The organism is Roseiconus lacunae (assembly GCF_008312935.1).
In the GTDB taxonomy this organism is placed as follows: Bacteria; Planctomycetota; Planctomycetia; order Pirellulales; family Pirellulaceae; genus Stieleria; species Stieleria lacunae.
Genome location: NZ_VSZO01000001.1, coordinates 183,698 through 205,519, shown reverse-complemented (window position 1 = coordinate 205,519; position 21,822 = coordinate 183,698). Strand labels below are relative to the sequence as shown.

The window sequence follows — 21,822 nt, the reverse complement described above, 5'->3', positions numbered from 1 at the left end:
ATTGAGCGGTCATGCATGGGGCAGGTGAGTGGATCCCATGCATCTCCGTCCGCCCAATTGGAATCGGGATCGACGGAATGCTGTCTTGTCATACCGGGGGACCCGATCGTGCGACGCACTGCTTGCATTAATACCACTCGTGGGACCGATTGGTTGCTTTTGGCGATTGCCGCTTTCGTCTTGCTGTCGGTGCTTTCCGTCAAGACGCTTCGTCGGCGACTTCACGCCCGCGCGATTCAGTGTCAAAACAATTTGAAGCAGCTTGCACTGGCGACACTGAACTATCATGCCAGTTACAAGCAATTTCCGATGGGAGCCGGTGGTACTGGCGCCGGGGGTGAAAAACCAAGCCGTGGCAACCATCTATCGCTCAGTGCTTGGGTCGCTTTGTTGCCGTTTTATGACGAGCAAAAAGCTTGGGAACAAATCTCGAATCCCTTTGACAAGGGTGGCCTTTCATTTCCACCGATGGGACCTCATCCGCGTTTCGATCCACAGCGATACACGCCTTGGGCGAAACGCCCCACTGCGTTGGCCTGCCCCGATGATCTTGACCACCAGACGCGATCACAAGCCTGCAGCTATGTGCTTAATTATGGTGATGCGATTTACTTGGCAGGCGACCTGTGTGGCTACTTTGAATCGGATTTCCGCAAGATTACAACGACATTGGCAACGCATCGCGGAGTCTTTGCGCGGGAGAGAAAAATCCGCATCCGTGACATTATCGACGGAACATCCAACACACTGCTTTTCGCCGAGGCAAGAATCGCGGGGCTTACGGTAGCGAAGGATATCGCTGGATTGGCGGAGAACCCATCGCTCGCACTCGGCGACTTCTCCGACGATCAACGATGGTCCAACGGTCGCGACTCGGTTTGGTGCGACGGACGACTACGTTCGGCGGGCTTTCAGACGATTTTGTCGCCCGGATCCCCTTCTGCCACGTCATCGCTGGGGGAACACACCAGTGTCATGTCGGCGTCGAGCCACCACGGCGACGGTGTTCATGTCGCTTTCTCTGATGCCCAAGTTCGTTTCGTCGCCTCGACAATCGACCACGGTGATCCCAGTAGTCCTAGCGTTGGCCCACCGCCCCAACAAACCGGTGGGGCCAAGTTATTGCCACCAGGAAGCCAGAGTCCTTACGGCGTATGGGGTGCAATGGGGACACGTAGCATGCGAGAAAAGATCTCGCGTGACCAGGTCGAAGCCGTCATCGATCCCAACCAACCGAATCCGATCACACCGACGGAAGCGACTCGTAATCCATTGATCACGCCAACCAAACCGAAGCCGACTCCAAGCCCGAATCCTGCTCCGCCGGCAATCCTGAAACCAGGCCAGGCAAAGGAGATGACGCCCTCGAACAATGTGGCGACTCCAGCGATAGAAGCGACGCCGTCGCAAACTGCCCCGCCGAAGGCTATCGATTCACCCACCAATCCTTCGACCACCCCTCAAACACCGCCGCCACGGGATTGGAATCTTGCTACGAAGACCAAAGATGGATCGCCAGCAAAGGTGACCGGCTGGATCGTCTCCTGTAGCGACGAAGGCGACGTCGTCTTGAAGACGCCCAAAGGCCAAACGATGAATCTGACGTTGGCCGACTTTAGCTCTCAAGACGCTTATCGAATCGTGGCAGACAAGCGTGGTGATTGGAAACGGGCGGTCGATGAACTTCCCGATCAAATTCAGGCAGCGGTCAGTTTGCTCGAAGACCGAAAGTTCAACGCGTTCGTTCAACGGTACTACCACCCAAATTTGACCACGGCCGAACAACGTGAACAGATTCTCGCGCGGGTCTCCGCCCGACGCGGTGATTTGATTCAAATTTTCGAAGACGCGATCCGATCAATCGACAACGGTGACTACCGCATCGAAGTGACCGATCAAGATCGCACGGCGCAAGGGTTTTCCGCCGAAATCAAATCTGCGACTCAAGATAGCCAAACGCCATTATCCATGATGTACCTCAAAGGAGCTTGGTATATCTCAGTCGCGGATGGAGAGTCGTGAACTTGATTTGGCGGTAGCAGAACTCACGGAGAATTTCGGTGGCTTTCGCTACGGGCCGAACCGCCGTGACTGCTTGCTCGCAGACCATTGATGAAATGAGACGCGACTTCTACATTCGATTCGATCCTCATCGGCCAATTCAATCATGAATCAAGAACCAAGTCGTCTTGTCAATGTGCTGATGGTTCTTATTGGTGGACTCATATTTCTGACAATCCTCCCGGGGCAATTGCTCGAACAACGTGGAAGTGCGCGAGCGGCGCGTTGCGCGACAAACCTCAGACAAATCGCCCTGGCGTGTCAAAACTATGGAGACGCCTTCAAACAACTTCCTCCCGGGACCGGTGGGACATGGTCTGGTAAGGACCCCGCGCGGAGTAACCAAGGCCGACTGGGATCGCTGGTCGGTTTGTTACCGTTTCTGGACGAACAATCGACTTGGGAACAGATCGCGAAACCCTACCAATCACCGCAAGGCCGTGTGTTTCCAGCGATGGGACCAACCCCTACCTACAACCCGGAACTGTATCCCCCTTGGGCGATGGCGCCATCCATGTTGCTCTGTCCGGCGTCGGCCAAGATCTCGGTGAACGATGCACCGATCATTTCTTCGCTACGAGTCCCCACCGCCAAACTAACCTTGACGAGCTACGTTGCCAGCTTTGGCGATGGCACCACAATGCAAGGAGAAGTGCTCGATCCATCTAATTCGCTGCTTCGTGAGCTGAACGATCGTCGTCTGGCGGCCAATCGTGGGATGTTTATGACCGGCAAAGGCGTGCGACAACGAGACTGCACCGATGGGCTTTCGAACACAATTCTGTATTCGGAAACCATCGCTAGCTTGCGTCGTGTCGAAGGGCAAAGCGAAATCATTCGTAATGTCGAGGGACTGAGCAAGCAACCCTCGCGATGCCTGGAAACCATCACAAAGGAAGATCGACAGTTCTGGAAATTCGGTCGTGGGGCTCGCTGGTGCGATGGATGGCCACTGCTGACAGGATTTCAAACGGTTCTTCCACCAAATTCGCCTTCATGCACGTCGACGTTTGGGCCAACCGATCCTGTCGTTAGCGCAAACAGTTTGCATGCCGGGGGCATCCACGTGGTCTTCTGTGATGGGGCAACACTTTTCGTCACCGATGACATCGATTGCGGTGACCTTCATCAACCAGGTGTCGCCCATGGTGAAGATTACACGACACCAGGTTCAGAAAGTCCTTATGGTTTGTGGGGGGCGCTGGGGAGCCGGGCGGCACAAGAAGCCTTGCTCGACGACTTGAGCGAAGACCGGTCAATTCAATCGGCCATCGAATCCGATTTGGCAAACCAACCGAGACCCACACTTCCCATATGGACCGACAATCAAACTGGGGACCAGTTGGTGGCGGAGTTTATTGAGGTCAAGGATCAGACCACCCTTCGGTTAAGGCATACCTTGGGAAGCGTCCACGAAGTTCCACTCAACTCTTTAATCCCTGCGGACATCCACCGAGCGGTCGAACTTGATCTGCTGCGTCAAGCAAGAATCGAGTTGCAGTCGCATTGAGCAGATGATCGATCAACGGCGCCCCCACCACTTGTTTTTCTCGCGAGGTGGTCGGTCTAACATCGCCTGCAGGCGTTCACCGATCACGGCGGAAGTTTCCGCGTCGGACCATTCAAGATCAACGCAAAGCGGTTCGACCCATGCCGACCGACCACTCGCGACTAATCCGCCGGTGATCCAGCGAGCCAGTGCCTGAGTATCGGAACTGATACGGAAGGCAAGCGATCGTGATAAGTCATTGTGCCAATGCTGGAAATAGCGATCCCAACCACGAAGACTACTGCCAACGTCGATCAGCCGGACTTCATGATCATGTCCGAGCACCATATTAGATTGCCGAACCGAACCGTGTGTGGCTCCGGATCGATGGGCCGCGGCGATCGCAAACGCCGCTCGTACCGCAAGGGCGAGTCTTTCATCGGCAGTTCGATTCCGCTCGGAATTGTGATCCGATAGCGGAGTACCGAACACCCATGGCCGAATGACTGCCAAGTGAGAACGGTTCATCGCGGCGATTCGAGGAGGCACCCAACAAGGGTGCGAAACATTGCTCGCTTGTTCACAGAGATCCAAAATGCGCGTCTTCTGTGTTTGATCGGCAGTTTGAGGAAAGGGGATGACTTTCATCACGACCACATCACCGCGGTCGGCATCGCGCCCTTTAACAAGCCAGCTTCGCCCCAACGGCCCAAGGGTGGTCGCGATACATTTCGCACCGATCATCCAATCGGGCGGCTTGATCGGTAGTGGGACATCGATCGAATCCTCTCGCGGTGCCGGGGACTCGTTATCTTCCTGCGGCCCGACGAGTTGCAGCCCGACGAGGGGATCGACACCAGCGATCGTCAATTCACGCTGCAGCTCGAATTCGCTCGAACCTATGTTAGGTGGCTTCGCGGACGAGCTCCCATCGTTGCAGGCGCCTGCCGGCTCGATCACCGGCTTAGCCGTTCCCGCCGAACCGAGGACATCACTACTTGCGGCAATGCTACTTTCGATACCGCTGCCTTTCATGGGGGCTCCATCTAAATAGGCGAGCTGCAGGATCGGGGTTGCTAGGTCAGGAAATCGTTTGGTCAATTGATCGATATCGACGGACACCTTCAGCTCTCGGCAAATGCACATTTCGGCATCGATCAGATCCAGCACGCTGCTTTCTGATTGGGCGAGCTCGGGAAATTGCTTCAAATAGTCTTCGGTAGGAGTCCGATGCCCACGCCGCCAACTGAGCATCAAGTCGAGGGCGGCCAAGTCGACCAGCAAATCTCGATGAACTTCACAGCCGTCGAGCAGTTGGATGAGCGGCGCGGTAGGGTTTTCGGCACGAATCCGTTTCAGCCAAGTGCCCAACTCATCAATCGACACACGGCTATCATCGAAAGGGTCGATCGATGAATCATGGTCACGAGTTGGACTGCCGGACATCACTCAGACTCCCGCAAGCCGATTTCATCGCGGACACGTTGCAGTGCCCTGCGGACACGCATACGGGCGGTGTCCGCTTTGACACCTAGGCGTTCTCCGATTTCGCTCCAGTCGCGATTTTCGAGCATCATGTCGACTGCGACGGCATCTTGTTCCCCCAGAATTGAACGGACACGATCGGCAACTTCGCGGCGCAAGGCAACTTGACTAGGCGACGTTTGTTCGGTTCGCAACTTGATGTCTTCGACCGGTGTCGATTCGTTACGGCGAAAGTCTCGGCAATGGCGGGCGAGTGTTCGGAAGGTATCGACGACCTCGTTATCGATCGCCCGCAGGATATAACTCAGAATGTCTTCGGCGGTCAGTTGGTCGGCGTCGCTTCGTCTGGCCAGGTCCACCATCACTTCGTTACAGATGTCCATCGACTCGGTTTGGCCGGTCAATCCGTACTGCCGTAAGCGAGTCCTAGCACGCCGTCTCAGTTGGCTTCCGAATGCATTCCAAACCTCATCAAGTGAGGCCGACCCTGAAGCTGACGTCGTCTCACGAGGCAGGCCGGATGAATCGGAAGGAGATTGATGGTCAGCCATGAAGCGTGATTGTACCTACGAGTCGGTCTTGGTTTCGACGTTGGTCGCCGACTGATCTTGTTCCATTTGCTTGGCACCGACGATCGCCAACACACCGAGGATCAACAGCAACGTACCGATCAGCCGAAGCAGTGATACCGGCGACCGTGGATTCCCCAGCCAACCGTAGTGGTCTAAGAATAGTGCCGCAATCGTTTGCCCCGTCATCACCGCAGCAAACCATGGTAACGAACCGACGCGTGGAACCAAAAACAAAGACGTCGAAACCATCACCACACCGATCGCCCCGCCGGTCCAGGCCCACCACGGTAATTGCGATGGCGACACCACAAATCGCGGAGGAAAGCCGCCGCCGACTGTCAACGTCAACACCAGCAGCACCGCTGTCCCGCAGCTGAACGAAATCAACGATGCTTGCAGCGGATGAGCAACGCTCTTTCCCAACAGGCCGTTGACGCTCGGTTGTGCCCCGAGCAGACCCCCTGCCAATAGCCCGATCACGACGGCGACAATCAAAACGGTCGATGGCTGGTTCAAGAAAAACTCGATCAGAGTAGAAATCTATCGACCGCCGGGCGATCGCGTACAACTTGGCGATCCATTTCGTTCACGCGCCATCAGCTCACCGGGGCACTTTGAAATGGCCACGCGCACGCGGTGAACACACGTGGAGAACTAACAGGCAGTTCCGCCACCGACTTGGACACCTTGGGGAGACTCCCCCTCGGTGGGACGGCGTTTGGGGCCAGGAACTTCGGGCCCCAAATGGGCGATACGATTCTGGTCGTCAACGAACACTAACCTTGGACGGTGCGTCTTGACCTGTTCTTCGGGAACGAACGCGTAGCTGGCGATGATCACTTTGTCACCGGGGTGAATCAGGTGGGCCGCGGCACCATTGGCGCAGATATCTCGAGTTCCCGGTTCACCGGTGATCGCATAGGTTTCCAACCGAGTCCCTCGGGTGACGTTCCAGACGTATACCGATTCATACGGAACGATTCCCGAAGCATCAAGCAGATCGGGTGGGATCGTGATGCTGCCTTCGTAATCCAAATCGGCGCCGGTGATGGTCGCGCGATGGATTTTGGCGGACAGCATTTTTCGAAACGGGCTATTCATGATCCCAGATAAGGCTGGAGCAATTCAACGGTTTCGGGATCCCGCATCGCGAGTTTGCCGAAACCGAGAACACCACCGGCAGCCACGGCCGCCTGCTGGTGTTCTTCATAGTTGGTGACCAACATGACAGGTGTATGACCGACTTCGTCGTCGGCCTTAATGATTTTCACCACATGGATGCCATCGGTATAGTCCCGATCCAATTTTCGGTTCACGGTCACCAAGTCAACTTGACGACTTCGCAGGACCTTCAGGGTGTCATCCGCATTGTGAGTTTGGATGACCACCGCATCAAAATTGGACGTCAAGAACTGACGAATGGAGTGAAAGTCAGGACCACAGTTTCCGCAGTCGACAACCGTCTTCGTCATTACTCTTCCGACGCTTCGATGGCGAACAACTTGTCTTTGGTGCTGATATAGATGCGACCATTGGCAGCGATCGGCGTGCTGTAAACACTGCTGCCCATGTTGATCTCGTCCATCGGTTCGTTGTATTGCGAACCGAATTGAAAGATCGCCACATCACCGTCTTCGTCACCGACATAAACGTGACCGTCGGCGATCAGTGGACTTCCCCAGCTTTGAGCCAACATGTCGTACGTGAAGTAGACCTTCGCTTGGCCGTTTTCGCCGCGAGCATCCAAGCAGTGCAACAGCCCGGAGAAGTCGGCCACGTAGATCAAGTCGTCTTTGATCGCAGCGGTACCGATCGTGCGGTGCATTTCTTCTTCGAAGTCGATCTCGCCGTCATCGTTGATGTCCGAGAGCGAATAGTGCCAAACGACGGCCGAATTGGGATTGTCGACCGCGATTTCGCCTTCTTCAGGTTCGACCGCTTGGATTCGCTTGTGAGGAATCTCAACGCGTCCGTCGCCTTCGACTTTCATCGCCAGTTGTGGTGAGACGTTTCCGCGTTTGGTCGGATCGATGCACCAGAAGTGCCCTTCGCCCTCGCCGTGTTCGGGGTCTTGCCCGACAGCGACGTAGACGAGGTCGTTGTAAACAACCGGAGTCGCGATGATGTTGTTCCGCGTACCTTCACCACCGAGAATCCACTTCGACTCCTTGGGGTTACAGTCAAATTTCCACAGCAGTTCGCCCTTGCCATCTTTGCCGGGGCCGGCTTTGAAGCTGTACATCCATCCGTCGCCACCGGCGAACAGAACTTGGGGAACGCCACCGAGGACTGCCACCGCGGGGCTAGACCATTGACCGTGTAGGATGTTCGTGCCCGGTGAGGAATCTTGCCACAACAGTTCGCCGGTGTTCTTGTTCAAGCAGATGAACGTAGGTGCGTCGGGCGACGGCAAATTGATGTGCGATTCGTCCAAACCGTTACTGGTGTTAACGAACAAGTAGTCGCCATAGCTGGTCACGCTACACGAACACATGTTGTGCTGGCTGGTGTTCAACTGGTCCATCATGTTGTAGATCCAGATCGTGTCGGCATCACGCTTGTCGTGAACCCCAAGCTTCTTGAAAAAGCTGACGTTCGGACCGGCTTTCTTGACCGACAGTGTTCGATCGACGCCATTGAAGTTGCCGGTCACGGTCCAGGCCGACCCGTCGGTGACGACTTCGACCTTGGCATCACCTTCGACCGGCTCGCCCGCATTTTCCAACGCTTCGAGGACGGCATCGGCCAACTTTCCTTCGCCCAGCCCGGCCATCGCGGCCTTTCCGGCGTCAGATGACAATGCGATGTCGGTCACGCGGGCGGTTTCTGCGGTGACAGGACCGTCGTCTTCGTCGTCGTAGTAACCTTCGGTGTCCAGGCAACGAACTTCGCCGCGGTTGGTCACGAACCACAGTCGCTTGCCCTCGACTAGCGGTGCACAGCAGATGCCCTGAAGCGGCCAGTCATGAACGCGTCCGGTGATCAGTTTTTCGCTGCTGTGCTGCCATAGAAACGAGCCGTCTTTTTCTGAAAACGCCAGGAGGCATCCGAGGTCGACCTGCGGCGGATAACGTTTCAGGTGACCGGCACCATTGTTGGTCCCGACATAAACTCGGCCGTCAGCAACGACGGGGTTCCCATACGTTTGGCTGCCCAGGTTTGCATACCAAGCGATGTTGGTCGCTTTAGAGCTGTCCCATTCACCGCTGCGGCGATCGAATTTGCCGATGTTCCATTCCTGAGGCAGGCCGGTAACGCCGGGGACATTGTTCTTGAATCGCGATCCACCCCACTGAGGCCAATCGCCACCGGCGGCAAGGACTTCTTCGGGAGAAGTTTCTTCTTTGACCAGCGTCGTGGCATCCGCTTGCGCGGTCGAGGATTCCTCGGCCGCGACGGCTTCGCTAGGCTTCGCGGCAACCGTGGCGTCGGGAGCTTCGGCGGCCTCCTTCGCGGGCTTCATTTCTTCGCTCGCCGTTTCGCTGTTTGCTTCATCGGTGGTTTCCGCAGGCTTTGCGGCGACCGGTTCGGTCATTTCTTTCGCAGCCGGTGCGGCAGGTTCTGCGGCCGACTCGGGTTTGGCTTCGACAGGTTCTTCGATCACAGCGATCGGTGTTTCCGAAACCACTGCGACAGCCGCGGTCACGTTGTCCCCGGTCGTGTTGCTCGAATCGCTATCAGAGACGGCGGCGTCGGCAAAGGTTGCATTGTTCGCCGTCGCATTATCCGAAGCGGCACGTGGGACGGCGGTGGGAGGTTTGCATCCGCTTGTTGCCGCGGCAGTGATACTGCCGAGGACAAACGCCGCGACGATCATCGAGAACGCTGAAAGTTCGTTTTTTCGCATTGCGATAATGGGGGTCGATGGACCGATTTTTTAAGGGAGGTGGGAGCGTTTGGGACCGAGCAGCTCGGTCGGCAGGAAACGCCACAAACGCGGCACCGACTCCGGTGCCGCGGATTGATCACACTTGACTCGATCGTGGATCGATGATCATTCGAAAATGATCAGGCTATTATTCGCTGTCGTCGTTGGGGACGACTTCGATGTTGTCGAGATACAGTTCGGCGACTTTCGCGTTGCCGTACAAACCGGGGCTAGAAGCCAGGTTTGGCGACTCGTCACGGGCGGTCACCGTCCATTCTTTGGGTTCATCCTCGTCACGTGGCCAAACCTTCCCGCGTAGCACAGCAACGGTCGCCGGGCCTTCGCTTTCCAGGTCAACACGGAACTTCATTCGATACCACTGATCTTCCTTCCATGGAAATTTAACCGACTCGGCCATCCGCAATTGGGCCGACCATGTGCGGATCTGCAATTGCTGACTTTGCCCCATCAGGTCCAAAACGTAACCGTGGGCGGTCAAACCGATGTCGGGAAGCTGCGCGTTCATGCGTGACCCGCGAACGTCGGCCGAAATGGTGTACTCGGACAGATCACTCGGCCCCATCCATGCGCGGCTGCGTGCGCCTTTGGGGATCGTATTGACCTTGGTCAAGGCGGCCGATCCATCGATGTCACGAATCACGTGACGGTACCGGGCACCGACCCAGGAAAGCGGTGGGTCGGTCATCCCATCGAATGTGAATTTCCAAGGCAACGGCGGGACGATCCGTGTGCGGGCATGTCCCGTTTGACCGTTGACTTCGGCGGTAATTTGGACGCCGGTGTGGGCGGCATCTTTGCTCGCGGTGAGCTTATTGCCTTCGATCGAGGCCCCGTCACCGACCACCGAAAATTTCACATCGGCGGGGGTTTCGAGTTGTTGACCGTTGGTATTGTACACGTTGACAGTGTATTCGATCGACTCGCCGGGTTGAATCAAGCCTTCACAGGGAACGATTTGAACCTGAGCGATCTCGGTGTCTTCTTCGACCGGAGTCTCTGGCTTCAGGCCACCGGCAAGGGTCTGTGGGGTCTGCTTGCCTTCGCCCGACGCGACGCAGTACAGCGCCGTCGTGCTTTGGAAATACAGCCGTCCGTCGGCAACGATCGGCGAGGCACCGAAGCCGGTGTCCCGGATGCGTCCTTTGCTGAGCACATCGAACCCGTCTTCGGTCGGTTCGACGATAGCCCAACGGCCGTTCTCGGTGGTCACATAAATTTTGCCGTCGGCATAAAGCAACGCTGATCGTTGGCGGCTGCCGGCGAATGCTTTCCGCTCGACAATTGCTTCGCCAGTTTCGGCATCGAAGACCCACATTTTGCAGCGGTCATCAACCCAGTAAACCCTGCCGTCGACATAGACCGGTTCGCTGTAACCGCTGACGACTTCCAATTGCTTCCACATTTCGGAAACCTTCGTGTCGGCGCCGCGACCGGAGATTTTTAATCCGGCGACGGCCCCCATCACGCTCGCATCGTCAGCGTTTTCTTCGCTGTGCCCACAGAACACCATGTCGCCGACGACCAGCGGTGTTGCGAACAGACCACGACGCGACAACTGGTAGTTCCAGAGAGGTTTTCCCGTGCGAGGCTGAAATCCCCAAACTGCCCCGTCGCCGCAACCCATGATCAGCTGGCGTTGGCCATCGACGGTGACCAAGCTGGGGGCCGAGTATGTAGTGTCATAAGGCAGGTCCCGTGTCCCGCTAAACCAAACAAACTCGCCAGTATTCTTGTTCATCGCCAGCAACCGGTGGTTGGGCTTTGCGAAGTCCCCCCAGTTGATGATGATGCCGCTAATGATCACCAAGTCTTCGTAGACGATCGGGAAATTTGTCCGACCACCGTAGGTGCTCAGCATCCCGAATTGCTCATGCAATGGAACCTTCCAAAGCGTCTCGCCGGATTCCCCGTCGATACAAAGGAAGATATCGCAGGCACCGAGAACATAGATGTTGCCGGATTCTTGATCGCCGACGACGCTCGACCAGCCCACACGTTCGGCCGGAACATCGCTCAGCCAGACGTTGTAATTGTTTTCCCAGATCGTTTCGCCACTGGCGGCATCGATGCAGACGACTCGTTCGCCTTCACGCGCGGTGCCGGCGAGGTATCGCTGGATGCTATACAGCCGACCGTTCATCGCGATCGGTGTGCATGGCCCCCCCAAATCGTCGCGTTTCCACACGACGTTGCTGCCTTCGCCCCCATCGGGATCCCAATCATCGGGCAACCCAGTGACTTCCGCGGTGCCGTCCATGTTCGGACCACGCCAATAGGGCCAATCGGCGGTCTGACCGAGCAGCATTGATGGCATCAGCAGTAGGCTCGCCAACGACCAGAGCCAGCGATCTCGAAGTGTCAAGTTCATTGATTTTATCAGACAGATAGACTGGGGAGAGGGTTAAGGCAGGACGGATGCTCGCGAACATACGAGACAAACCGCTTGGGTAGTTTAGCTGCCCGGCGAGCGGATTGTCATCGTGTTCTCGCCGGCCAGGACCGTGTTTCAGTCAAAGTGCTCATCTTCGGGATCAAACTTGGGCAAACAGACGATCATCACGTTCATCTCGCCGACCGCCCGATGGCGGGTTCCCGGTGGAATCAAAACCGACGTCATCGGTCGAACGGGGTGCAGCCGCCCGTTCAACTCGATCGCCGCGTCTTCGCCGCATTCCAGCACCACATAAACTTCCGTATGTTCGCGATGGTAGTGCGTCTTTGCGTCGCACTGAATTTGTGTCCAGTGAACGGTTCCCGGGAAGTCCTCTCGTTCGGCAAACGCCCGTCGCGCGACGCCACAGGGGCATTCCACGCCAGGGAGTTCGGTTAAATCAACAACTTCGGGGCCGAGCATGAAGGCGATGAATGAGGGCAGTGCTAAGTGAGTGCGATAAAAAACGGTTGATAGAGCAGGAGCGGGGACGCCGGAACTGCTTGAAATCAGAGCGAATGGGCTGCTAGGGCAGAATTGACGGTGAACCCTGGGGGGTACGGCGGAGAAAGTTGACCGGCCGGTTTCGGGCACCCGATTGCGTCGGAGGCCGTCAAATCGAGCCGTCGCAGTAGTCTATACGGTTCGCGACGATTCTTCCACGCGAGCAACCGGAGTATCGCAAACAAGGCGAAAACCTACGAGAGTTTCTCTATCCGGCAAAGTCTTCCAAGCAATCGAAAATGCCACCTAACAGTGATTATCCGCCCGGGGCTTTCCGATAGGTGTAGTGATCCCGGCTGGCGACCGGTTGTGACCTGCAATCACGCCGGCTGACGATCGACCCAGAAACTTCGACGCACAGGACGCGTCGGAGAGTTGAAAAGCAGAGATTGTGTGCAACCTTCGATTTGCCATTTTTTGGCAAACGTTGTTCCACCGCAACCGATGCCATCGAGCTGAACGAAGTCGGCGGGCTGTGATTCCCACCGCAGGCCGTCCGTGCTCGAAGGGTGTTTTTCGGATGCGATCGCCGGCAACTTCGTCCAGCGACCGCATCTGATCGGCAAGTCGGCGGCCATCACGCTCGGCTTTTCACGAATCGACCCGCGTAAATGAAGGGAGACGTGGCTCCGATGATCCGGACACTGTTGACTTTGACTCTTGTGATTGGCACGACGGCATGTAGCCAAACGCAAGGTATGGACCTACTTGAAAAATTGATGGGCCGCTGTGGCACATCAAGCTGCTGCGATACCGCTGCTTGCGACACTGGTTGCTGCGACCTCGAGCCCGCTTGTGGTTGCGAAGCACCCGCTTGCGGCTGTGCCGCAGACCCAGCATGCGGCTGTGCTGCTGAGCCAGCTTGCGGATGCGAAGCACCCGTTTGTGGCTGTGCCGCTGAACCCGCTTGTGGCTGCGAAGCACCGGCATGCGGTTGCGCCGCTGAGCCTGCTTGCGGTGCCGAAATCGCTTGCGGATGTGGCAAGAAGAAAGGTTTGCTCGCCGGCCTGTTCAACTGCAAGAAAAGCTCTTGCTGCGAACCAGCTTGCGGATGCGAAATCGCTTCACCTTGCGGATGTGCAGAGCCCACCTGTGCCGCTCCCGCTCCTTGCGGATGCGACCTGGGCGGATGCGACAGCGGTTGCGACTCTTGCTGCAGCACCAAAAAGTGCGGTGGCTTGTTGCACAAGCTGTTCGGCAACCTGAAGAAGAAATCGTGCTGCGACAGCGGTTGCGACGCACTCGGCTGCGACAGCGGCTGCGGATGCGGAGCACCTGCTTACGTCAGCCCAGCAGCACCTGCACCGGCACCCGCCGCTGCTCCTGCTGATGCAGCTCCAATGCCTCCCGCTCCGATCGTTGATCCGAGTGCGAGCGTGACACAAAAGCGACGCGTCATTCAAGCGAGTGCCCGCTACGTTCGCTGAAACATGCGAAAGTAGCTCTCAGGTTTCGGCCTGAACACTAGCTCTCAAGACGTGATACGCGAAAGCGGCCTGGCAACTCGATTGTCAGGCCGCTTTTTTTATGCGCCGAACACTCACCGGAACCTTCCCGGCACGGCTGGCCCAATCGCTCCGGATTGCCGGACTGTTCGATTCTTCTGGTTGCCCCTACCCTGTAGCGTGGCCTTTTCGGACGCCATTTACCTCCGCTGCATTCTGTCCCCACGCGTTTTTATGCCTACCGACGAAGCTTCGATCCGACAACTGCTCGATTCTCACCCCGATCCTGAAACCGGTCGCCCGATGGGTTCGATGGGCCAGATCGGGGCGATTGAAATTCAGCCCGATAACATCGCCATAGAGATTGGCCTATCGTCGCACTCGATGCCGATTCAAGCGGACGTTTGTGACGCCATTGAATCCAAGGTCGTGGCATCCAACCCTGGTCAAGCCGTCAAGGTTTCGGTCAACGAGCACCCACGACCGGCGGCCCGTGTCGGGCAAACCGCGTTGCGGGCCAAGAGTGTGATCGCGGTTGGCAGTGGTAAAGGTGGCGTCGGCAAAAGCTCTGTCGCCGCTTCGATCGCCCTCGCGCTGCGTCATCTAGGATCCAAAGTCGGGTTGATGGACGCCGATGTCTACGGCCCTAGCCTACCGCACTTGCTGGGGCTCGGCGGACGACCCGCAATGAGCGAAGACAAACGCATCGAACCGATCACGTTGCGTGATGATGCCGCAGGCCGGCCGATGCCCGTGATGTCGATGGGCTTTCTGGTCGAACCCGATCAAGCGGTCATCTGGCGAGGTCCGATGCTGCACGGATCGATCAACCAGTTCCTCGGTATGACCGATTGGGGCGAACTGGATTATTTGATCATCGACATGCCCCCCGGCACCGGTGACGTCGCCCTCACGCTGTCGCAAGCCGTTCCGCTTTCGGGAAGCGTGGTCGTTTGCACGCCACAGGAAGTCGCACTTTTGGACGCCGTCAAAGCGATCGCGATGTATAAGAAGGTCAATATCCCCATCCTTGGCATCGTCGAAAACATGAGCGGGTTCTTGTGCCCGGACAACGGCAAGACCTACGACATTTTTGGTTCCGGTGGCGCCCGCGAAAAAGCAGAGGAACTGAAGGTGCCGTTCCTTGGCGGGTTACCGATCGATATCGAACTGCGAAAGGCATGTGACGACGGCCTCTTACCGGCCCTGATTCGTGACAACGAAACGGCACGTCGGCCCTTCGAGCGAATCGCACAGTCGCTCGTCCGCACGATTGCTTCGCGCAACATCACCGCCCCCCCCAAGCCCAGCCTGCCGACGCTGTAGCGGTTCGTCGTATCCGAGTCCTCCGGTTCGGCTCATCAGCCGACGGGGGTGAGCCTAGCTTGCCTTTGCATGGCCCAACACCAGCTCACAAGGCTAGTGTTTTAGGCCCGCACAAGCTCTGCATCAGCCGGATGGCGTTGGCCACGGTTGCCGTGGAGCGACGACGCGGCAAACGCCATGGGGCTGGACCTAAAGCGAGGCTCGAAACGCACCTGCGTTCTCGACAGCGTGGAACACACACATCCGGGCGTTAGACGCTCACCGCGCATGAAAAAACCACTCGGAAGTGAACCTCCGAGTGGCCAAGATGAATCAGCTCGACGGGAAGAGCCGCCGAAGGAAGAAGGACTAGCGACGCTTCTTAGCAGCCTTTTTCTTGGTTGCTTTTTTCTTGGTGGCTTTCTTTTTAGTTGCCTTCTTTTTGGTCGCTTTTTTCTTCGACGCTTTCTTTTTGGTCGACTTCTTCTTGGTCGCTTTCTTCTTAGCTACCTTTTTGGTCGACTTTTTAGTTGCCTTCTTCTTGGTTGCCTTTTTCTTGACAGCCTTCTTCTTCGTTGCTTTCTTCTTGGCCACGTTATTCCTCCGCGGAATTGGAACACGATGGTGAGTCATTGTGACTTGAAAGGAACAATGCCAATCAAGTCACCGGCCACGGCTCACCATACGCTAGTAAGTGTCAAACAAAGTTGAGATCGGTCATCCAACCGGCCAGCAACTTTGTTTGACGTAAACCTGCGGTATTTGTACGCGCTGCTACAAATTCCGCAACATCTTTTTGCACATTTTATGCTTGCAAGAAAGAGCAGTTCTGCTATGCGGATGCAAACATGCAAGCGTTCGCTTTCGATAGATCGACGACAGACGTCAGTCGCATCGCAGGCGTTGCCGAACAAGCAACGCAACATCACGCGATCATGTTGCGATCGATTGGTCATCGAAGGTGTTATCGTAACTATCGGTATATCAATGTGTTGTGCGCATCGGCAGGCGATGCTGATGTCGCCGTCTTCGCTTGATCGCTTGATCGATCATGACTTGTTGTCGATCGTTGTTCGTACCGAATTGAATCATTGTTGCAACGCATGGACGCGTTCAAAATTCACTCGTTGAACGCCACAAAACTTTTTCGTTTTTTTTTGCCATGCAAGCGACTTTGCCTTCGATTGATGACCACAACGATGCGCGCTAACGCCATCCGTTGTTCATTGGTGTCATCATTTGGTAGTTGCTGAAGGCAAACATTCCAAAGAAGATCGCCATCATCGTTTGTCCATTCTGCAACGCGTAAATCGCTAGCCCGGCACTTGCGATCACACTAACCCACAGCGATTGAAGGACCGTACCGCCATTGAGCACGATCAAGCTTCGTGCAATTCGACCACCATCGAGTGGATACACTGGGACCAAGTTCAACAGCGCCCACAACACACTCGGCAGGATGTAGAACGTAATCAACGACAGCAGTCCTCGATTATCCAACATGTCGCCTTCGGTCACCCATGGCAAACCAGCCAAGAACGATGGCATCAGGTGAAACGCGAACACTTGGTAACCGGCGAGCTTCACCAACAAGATGACGACGAACGCGGAAAGCAACTGCAACGCAGGCCCCGCTGAGGCGATGATTAAGTCGCGTTTTTCATCCATCCGAGGTGCCGCATAACTTGAAAACGATGCCCCAGACGGAATGGCCAAGCCGCCAAAGTGATACAACACGATCGAGGACTCGATGCCGTAGTATCGGAACGCCAGCGCGTGCCCAAGTTCGTGGATCAAAATCGACAGCAACAAGCATCCCGCCCAGCCGATCAGCAAGGGCGCCACGCCGATTTCACCACGAAAGATCACTTCAGACGCGAACCGCGCCAATTCGTATCCAAAAACGACCGCACCGAGCCAAAATGTGACCGCGATCCGCACCGGAAACCCTAGCACCGTGAATCGCAAGTCGTAATCGGTGTTGGGTGGTTCTGCGAGCAACATGGCAATAAGGGGCTAGGAACAAACGTGAAATCAAGCGACCGATTATAGGTCTGCATTCGCTTTTAGATCGCGAAGCGCGGGGAACTTTTCCCGCCATCGACGCAATTCACCAAAGTCCAATTCGGTTTTCAATGCCTGAACTTGGTCGCTAGCTTCGAATAAGCAGTTTCCCAAGTGATCGAACGCGCTCGATCGACCATCGAACTTCAAGCTGGGTTCCTCGCCGCAGCGATTGACCCCCACCACGTAAGCCAGGTTTTCAATCGCCCTCGCTTGCATCAACCGAACCCAATGTTCAGATCGCTTCGCCGGCCAACAAGCGATCAATGTGATCAATTCGGCGCCATCCTTGACCGCGGCACGAAACAATTCGGGAAAGCGAAGGTCATAGCAGACGAACGGTGCGATCTTGACCCCTTGCCATTCAAAGAGGCGGTACTGCGTGCCAGCACCGTAGTGGTCGGCTTCGCCAGACAGCGAGAACGGTCGCATTTTGCGATAGCGAACCAATTCCCTTCCGTCCGGGGCAAACGCGACACACTCATTGGCGACATCACCGGCGGAGTACTCGTTGACGACCCCACCCATCATCGCGACGTCGTACTTTGCCGCCAATCGTCGCAGCAATGCCTCGCCTTCGCGATCTTCGGATTGCTTGGTGCGTTCAGGGTTCATGCTGAACCCCGTCTCAAACATCTCTGGCAACATCACCAGCGAACCAGGTGCGATCGCCGTCGCGTCGATCAGTTGTTCGACACGTTGATGGTTCGCCGCGCGGTCTTCCCAGACCATGTCGAGTTGAATTGCGACCACTTGCATATAACTGTTTCCTCTAAAACGTTCGCTTCAATGCCTATCGGCTTGTCGGGAGGTGATCTGCAGTGTGAATCACACGCCGCTCAATCGGTCAGGATTTCCGTCAGCCCTCGTTGCAATCGCCCCATGCCTTCGGCCACCGTCGCCTGCTCGAGTGCGCCGTAGGAAACGCGTAGCGTACACCCTTGCGCACCAAAGGCACTGCCGGGGAGCACTGCGACACGGTAGCGAGTGATCAATTGACGGACGATGTCCATATCGGATCGATCACTTTGCAGGCGAAGAAACAAATAAAACGCACCGCCCGGTGTCGCAATTTGGCAACGATCCCGAAGACTCGACAGGCTATCAAGTGCGATGTCTCGGACGGCGGGCAAACCGTCGATACGTTTGATGCACCAAGCTTTTCCGGCATCGAGCGCCGCCGACGCAGCCACCTGACAAATCTGTGGCGGACAGATGAGGTCGGTGTCCTGGATTTTGCGTAACGCATCGAGAAGCTGATTGGGAACCACCATGTACCCCAATCGCCAACCGGCAAGTGCATATGATTTTGACAGCGAGTACAGCGAGATCGTATGTGAATCCGCCCCGTCAACCGAGCCAACCGAAAAGTGCGGTTGATCGTGCACGAAGTATTCGTAGGCTTCGTCAGCGATATGGAACAAATCGCGGTCGGCACACACGGCATTGATCGCCCGTAGCATCGACTCGGAATAGACGACTCCGGTCGGATTGTTTGGGGACACCGTGACGATGGCTCGCGTCTTGGGCGTAATCGCTTGCCGGATCAATTCGAGATCGGGTTGGCAATCCTGATCGGTTTGCACAACCACCGTTCGGCAACCCGCCAATTCAATCGCCATTCGGTGATTGAAGTAATACGGTGCCAGCAGAATGATCTCGTCACCCGGGTTGGCAATTGCCAGAACGGCATTAAAGAAAGCCATGTTCCCGCCAGCGGTACAGACGACCGATGCGTCGGCACGTCCAAGGTCGATGCCGTTTTCGTGGAAAAGTTTGCCACGTAATTTTTCCAACAGCGATACTTCGCCAAGCACCGGACCGTAGCGATCGAGCGATGGTTCGGCCGCACAACGACTAACCGCGTCAAAGACAGCTTGAGGCGGTCGGTAGTGCACCACGCCTTGCCCCAAAGAGATTGTTCCTGCGTTTTCCCGAGCCAGATTGGCCACGATCGGGATCACTGGATCCTGGACTTCGAGTGCACGGGTCGATTGCACCGTCATCGATGACTCCTGAGCAGAATAGATGAATGCGATAGGGCGACCAAAAAGATACGGATCGAGCCCATTGTCGTCGAGCATCACTCGGCGATCATAGAAGCAGGGCAACGTTGACCTGCGACACTAAAGAGACACCTCGCCCGGTTTCAGTTGAACCATTGCAACTCAACTGTGCCAGGCGTCTTACCGCTGATGCTGCCGTCAAATCATGGCACTGCGTCGGCGGGGGCCCACCGTCAATTGTGTTTCGCATCAAGGAAATCGAGGAAGTACCCCCAGTCTTGATGCTTTAAATTGTGTTCGCCGCGACGAATGTGATATCCGGTCGCCTCGGTGTGTCGCGGTGAATCAAGCTCTGGCATTGAGCGTCGTTCGATCGTTTCTTTGCCAAAGAGCTGATAGACCGGCGCCGCCGAAACGACGGACAAGTATTCGCCGCGTGGATCCGCCCAAAGGTCTTGGTCCGCACTCGCCACGTAGACTCGACGCGGGGCGATCAAGGCAATCAGATCGTGTTGATCGATCGGCAACTCATTGACGCGATCGTTGTACGTTTTAAATCGATCGCAGAACCAATACGGAAACGAGCGATTGATTCTTGCCACCGTTTCGCCAAAAGCCCGACGCGACAGGGCCGCGCCACCGCACCCCGAATCGTTGCTGTATGCAACGGCGAATCGCTCATCTTCGGCTGCCGCCCAAAGGGCCGTCTTGCCTCCACGCGAATGTCCCACGATCGCATGTCCCGAATCGGCGATGCCGTCTTGCCGAAGGACGTAATCAAGTACGCGGCTTCCCGCCCAGCCCCATGCCGACAACGACTTCCAACGGGACATTGGATCAGAATCGCCGTCGTCCAGAAGTGCACGCACGCCTTCGTCATAACCGTCACGGCGATCGGGATCGACGTGTTTGGTATGAAACGAGGCCGTCGCATAGCCGCGACTAACGATCGTCTTGACCGGCCAAAAAGGATCTTCGTCGGCAAGGATCTGGTCGAGCGAAAGGAAATAGCGGTTATTGATGTGAACGATTGCCGGGACGGGCCGCTCGGATTTAGGGATGCACATCACAAAATCAAACGACAGCGACTTACCGTTTCGATCAATGGTGGCGCGAACCTGCTTGGCAATGGCTGTCCCGTCGAACGCGTTGGATTCTTCTTGGACGATTTCGTAACTGATTTCAAATTCGGTATCGGGGCGATTGCCGTAGACATGATCGCGAAACGTTTGCAGCAACACCGGTCGACGCTCTTGGCTCCATTGTTGAGCCGACTGAACCCTCCCGTTCCCGTCAGAACGACGAAGCGGATCGGGCAACTCAAAATCCGGGACGTTTTGTTCGCGATAGTTGAAATCAGTACGTTTCTTCGAGAGCGACTCGATCAATTCAGGATCCGCCTGCCATCCGCCCCCGCCACTCGAAGATGATTGAGCAAACAATGTGGGCGAACCAACAATCCAGGCAAGGGCAACGTAAACAGTCAGGCGAACACAGGTTGCCGCTGGCAATCGTATCATGGTGGGCAATCAAAGCTGTCGGGGAGGTGTGTGGGGATGACGCGTATTATATCAGCGTTCGATTCATCCGATCAGATTGCCCAAAAACGCTCCGACCAGATAAGCGAGCAAGGCCGCCGCCCCTCCCACAATTAGGGTTTCACCGCCGGCGAAGTACCAACGCTCGTCGACAAATTTGGATTTGATGGCTCCGACGGAAAAAAAAGCGACTGCGGTCAAAAACGTACTCGTCATATACGGATGCGTCATCATCTGCGGTGCGAACCAAGCGATGACGAACGCAAGCAACGGAATAAAACCGATGACGTTGAAAGCGATCATCGTCGCCACAGCGGCGCGCACCGGCGATCGACGAATCAGGCTCAGTCCGTATTCGTCGGTCAACATCGTGTCGATCCAGCGATTGCGATCTTGCGTGATGATTTCGACGGCGCGTTCTAAGTCGTCACCTTCGAATCCCTTTGCCGCAAAAATTTGGCGGACTTCTTCGCGTTCGCCTTCGGGGTATACGTCAATATGATGTTTCTCCGTTTCGCGAACGTCGTCATGCAATTGCTGCTCGACCCGAGTGCCAAGATAATTGCTTGCCGCCATCGAAAAACCGTCTCCGATCAGATTGGCAAACCCCAAGATGATCACGATATCTGACGACAACCCCGCCCCGGCGACACCGGACACAACGGCGAACGTTGTTACGGTCCCATCGATTCCGCCATAAACCGCGTCGGATAAATAGCCGGCTCGGTTTTCGGTCTCTAATCGAGTTCGAATTTCAGCGGTGCTATGCTGACGAATTAGCTCTTGCCGACTGGGCCGTGCTCTTGCCATCAATCATCCTGACTTTGGGAGTAACAAAGTTGCACGCTATGATAGCGAGATCGGCCTGACAATCGACGCCCCGATGGGCCCGAAAGAAACACGGGACGCATTGTCCTTGGAAGCCAAACGTGAACGCAGCGACTTCATGAAGTCAGGCGCGTTCGGCAACGTCGCTTTCTACAAGCCCCACTCCCATGGCACATATTCGCAGGGCCATGATTGCAAGATCATG

At 56.1% G+C, this 21,822-nt stretch carries 17 protein-coding genes; 3 read left to right on the top strand and 14 right to left on the bottom strand.

Going from position 1 to position 21,822, the window contains the following annotated elements; translation table 11 throughout:
* The first annotated feature begins 108 nt into the window (after positions 1 to 108).
* A complete protein-coding gene (locus FYC48_RS00685) occupies positions 109 to 2,022 on the top strand; it encodes a DUF1559 domain-containing protein (protein ID WP_160149249.1) in 1,914 nt (637 codons plus the stop codon).
* A 145-nt stretch (positions 2,023 to 2,167) separates the two neighbouring features.
* The gene (locus tag FYC48_RS00680; protein WP_149494784.1) at positions 2,168 to 3,571 is read left to right on the top strand and encodes a DUF1559 domain-containing protein; all 1,404 of its coding nucleotides are present in this window, start codon (positions 2,168 to 2,170) and stop codon (positions 3,569 to 3,571) included.
* A gap of 12 nt (positions 3,572 to 3,583) precedes the next feature.
* On the opposite strand, the gene FYC48_RS00675 is transcribed toward FYC48_RS00680, so the two are convergent.
* The 8 genes from FYC48_RS00675 to FYC48_RS00640 all read right to left on the bottom strand — a co-directional run bounded on the left by FYC48_RS00675 (position 3,584) and on the right by FYC48_RS00640 (position 12,350).
* On the bottom strand, positions 3,584 to 4,996 hold the full coding sequence (locus FYC48_RS00675; protein ID WP_149494783.1) for a serine/threonine-protein kinase: 1,413 nt from the start codon (positions 4,994 to 4,996) through the stop codon (positions 3,584 to 3,586).
* Positions 4,996 to 5,586, bottom strand: a complete 591-nt coding sequence (locus FYC48_RS00670) for an RNA polymerase sigma factor (protein ID WP_149494782.1) — start codon at positions 5,584 to 5,586, stop codon at positions 4,996 to 4,998. The genes FYC48_RS00675 and FYC48_RS00670 overlap by 1 nt, the downstream gene beginning before the upstream one ends.
* A 15-nt stretch (positions 5,587 to 5,601) precedes the next feature.
* Positions 5,602 to 6,123, bottom strand: coding sequence for a DMT family transporter (locus tag FYC48_RS00665; RefSeq protein WP_230627435.1), 522 nt, complete (start codon positions 6,121 to 6,123; stop codon positions 5,602 to 5,604).
* 138 nt (positions 6,124 to 6,261) lie between these two features.
* Positions 6,262 to 6,708 carry an aspartate 1-decarboxylase gene (panD, locus tag FYC48_RS00660; RefSeq protein WP_149494781.1) on the bottom strand — a complete coding sequence of 149 codons (447 nt, stop codon included), beginning with the start codon at positions 6,706 to 6,708 and terminating at the stop codon, positions 6,262 to 6,264.
* On the bottom strand, positions 6,705 to 7,079 hold the full coding sequence (locus FYC48_RS00655; RefSeq protein WP_149494780.1) for a response regulator: 375 nt from the start codon (positions 7,077 to 7,079) through the stop codon (positions 6,705 to 6,707). Before FYC48_RS00655 ends, panD begins: the two co-directional genes overlap by 4 nt.
* On the bottom strand, positions 7,079 to 9,070 hold the full coding sequence (locus tag FYC48_RS00650) for an outer membrane protein assembly factor BamB family protein (protein WP_390622109.1): 1,992 nt from the start codon (positions 9,068 to 9,070) through the stop codon (positions 7,079 to 7,081). The genes FYC48_RS00655 and FYC48_RS00650 overlap by 1 nt, the downstream gene beginning before the upstream one ends.
* A 553-nt stretch (positions 9,071 to 9,623) precedes the next feature.
* Positions 9,624 to 11,864 (bottom strand): outer membrane protein assembly factor BamB family protein, encoded by a 2,241-nt coding sequence (locus FYC48_RS00645; protein WP_149494778.1) that lies wholly within the window; start codon positions 11,862 to 11,864, stop codon positions 9,624 to 9,626.
* A gap of 138 nt (positions 11,865 to 12,002) precedes the next feature.
* A complete protein-coding gene (locus tag FYC48_RS00640; RefSeq protein ID WP_149494777.1) occupies positions 12,003 to 12,350 on the bottom strand; it encodes a cupin domain-containing protein in 348 nt (115 codons plus the stop codon).
* 1,760 nt (positions 12,351 to 14,110) lie between these two features.
* Here FYC48_RS00640 and FYC48_RS00630 point away from each other — a divergent pair.
* A complete protein-coding gene (locus FYC48_RS00630; RefSeq protein WP_149494776.1) occupies positions 14,111 to 15,202 on the top strand; it encodes an Mrp/NBP35 family ATP-binding protein in 1,092 nt (363 codons plus the stop codon).
* 348 nt (positions 15,203 to 15,550) lie between these two features.
* Here the strand turns inward: FYC48_RS00630 and FYC48_RS00625 are convergent, their stop codons facing one another.
* From FYC48_RS00625 to FYC48_RS00600, 6 genes are all read right to left on the bottom strand, one after another.
* The gene (locus tag FYC48_RS00625) at positions 15,551 to 15,775 is read right to left on the bottom strand and encodes a hypothetical protein (protein WP_200836506.1); all 225 of its coding nucleotides are present in this window, start codon (positions 15,773 to 15,775) and stop codon (positions 15,551 to 15,553) included.
* 612 nt (positions 15,776 to 16,387) lie between these two features.
* Positions 16,388 to 17,185, bottom strand: a complete 798-nt coding sequence (locus FYC48_RS00620; RefSeq protein ID WP_149494775.1) for a site-2 protease family protein — start codon at positions 17,183 to 17,185, stop codon at positions 16,388 to 16,390.
* A gap of 42 nt (positions 17,186 to 17,227) precedes the next feature.
* Positions 17,228 to 18,004, bottom strand: a complete 777-nt coding sequence (locus FYC48_RS00615) for a nitrilase-related carbon-nitrogen hydrolase (RefSeq protein ID WP_149494774.1) — start codon at positions 18,002 to 18,004, stop codon at positions 17,228 to 17,230.
* Between the two features lie 80 nt (positions 18,005 to 18,084).
* Positions 18,085 to 19,251 (bottom strand): pyridoxal phosphate-dependent aminotransferase, encoded by a 1,167-nt coding sequence (locus FYC48_RS00610; RefSeq protein ID WP_149495762.1) that lies wholly within the window; start codon positions 19,249 to 19,251, stop codon positions 18,085 to 18,087.
* A gap of 233 nt (positions 19,252 to 19,484) precedes the next feature.
* Entirely contained in the window at positions 19,485 to 20,771 is a 1,287-nt protein-coding gene (locus FYC48_RS00605) for an alpha/beta hydrolase family protein (RefSeq protein WP_149494773.1), read from the bottom strand.
* A 63-nt stretch (positions 20,772 to 20,834) separates the two neighbouring features.
* Positions 20,835 to 21,599: a VIT1/CCC1 transporter family protein gene (locus FYC48_RS00600; protein ID WP_149494772.1), complete on the bottom strand. Its 765-nt coding sequence runs from the start codon at positions 21,597 to 21,599 to the stop codon at positions 20,835 to 20,837.
* Positions 21,600 to 21,822 lie beyond the last annotated feature (223 nt).

Coding starts and splice junctions, on each gene's coding strand:
- FYC48_RS00645 (WP_149494778.1), bottom strand. CDS start 11,864: ATGAACTTGACACTTCGAGATCGCTGGCTCTGGTCGTTGGCGAGCCTA.
- FYC48_RS00610 (WP_149495762.1), bottom strand. CDS start 19,251: ATGACGGTGCAATCGACCCGTGCACTCGAAGTCCAGGATCCAGTGATC.
- FYC48_RS00680 (WP_149494784.1), top strand. CDS start 2,168: ATGAATCAAGAACCAAGTCGTCTTGTCAATGTGCTGATGGTTCTTATT.
- FYC48_RS00675 (WP_149494783.1), bottom strand. CDS start 4,996: ATGTCCGGCAGTCCAACTCGTGACCATGATTCATCGATCGACCCTTTC.
- FYC48_RS00605 (WP_149494773.1), bottom strand. CDS start 20,771: ATGATACGATTGCCAGCGGCAACCTGTGTTCGCCTGACTGTTTACGTT.
- panD (WP_149494781.1), bottom strand. CDS start 6,708: ATGAATAGCCCGTTTCGAAAAATGCTGTCCGCCAAAATCCATCGCGCG.
- FYC48_RS00655 (WP_149494780.1), bottom strand. CDS start 7,079: ATGACGAAGACGGTTGTCGACTGCGGAAACTGTGGTCCTGACTTTCAC.
- FYC48_RS00615 (WP_149494774.1), bottom strand. CDS start 18,004: ATGCAAGTGGTCGCAATTCAACTCGACATGGTCTGGGAAGACCGCGCG.
- FYC48_RS00620 (WP_149494775.1), bottom strand. CDS start 17,185: ATGTTGCTCGCAGAACCACCCAACACCGATTACGACTTGCGATTCACG.
- FYC48_RS00650 (WP_390622109.1), bottom strand. CDS start 9,070: ATGAAGCCCGCGAAGGAGGCCGCCGAAGCTCCCGACGCCACGGTTGCC.
- FYC48_RS00630 (WP_149494776.1), top strand. CDS start 14,111: ATGCCTACCGACGAAGCTTCGATCCGACAACTGCTCGATTCTCACCCC.
- FYC48_RS00670 (WP_149494782.1), bottom strand. CDS start 5,586: ATGGCTGACCATCAATCTCCTTCCGATTCATCCGGCCTGCCTCGTGAG.
- FYC48_RS00640 (WP_149494777.1), bottom strand. CDS start 12,350: ATGCTCGGCCCCGAAGTTGTTGATTTAACCGAACTCCCTGGCGTGGAA.
- FYC48_RS00600 (WP_149494772.1), bottom strand. CDS start 21,599: ATGGCAAGAGCACGGCCCAGTCGGCAAGAGCTAATTCGTCAGCATAGC.